The organism is Marinobacter iranensis (assembly GCF_029207565.1).
Taxonomy (GTDB): Bacteria; Pseudomonadota; Gammaproteobacteria; order Pseudomonadales; family Oleiphilaceae; genus Marinobacter; species Marinobacter iranensis.
Map to the genome: position 1 here is coordinate 1 of NZ_JANCMW010000444.1, position 205 is coordinate 205.

The following is a 205-nucleotide window of genomic DNA, read 5'->3' on the forward strand; positions in this document are numbered from 1 at the left end:
ATTCGGACCATGAACTGGATGGTAATGACCTTAACATTCTGCTTGCCGAAGTCTGGGCAGGTTATACCCACAGCTTCCTGGCTGGCACAGAGTTGAGTTACGTACTGCGGGTCCAGAACTCCGAGATTAAAGACGGCACTGGAAACCGCACGCTTGCATGGGGTGGGCTGGTCTTCAGCAAACGCCTCTGAACGGCATGTAAAAA

The 205-nt window shown here is 52.2% G+C and carries 1 pseudogene; it reads left to right on the plus strand.

From position 1 onward, the window contains the following. Nucleotides 1-191 (plus strand): annotated as a pseudogene (locus NLU14_RS23040) (lipid A deacylase LpxR family protein); the annotation flags it as partial. Nucleotides 192-205: the final 14 nt, after the last annotated feature.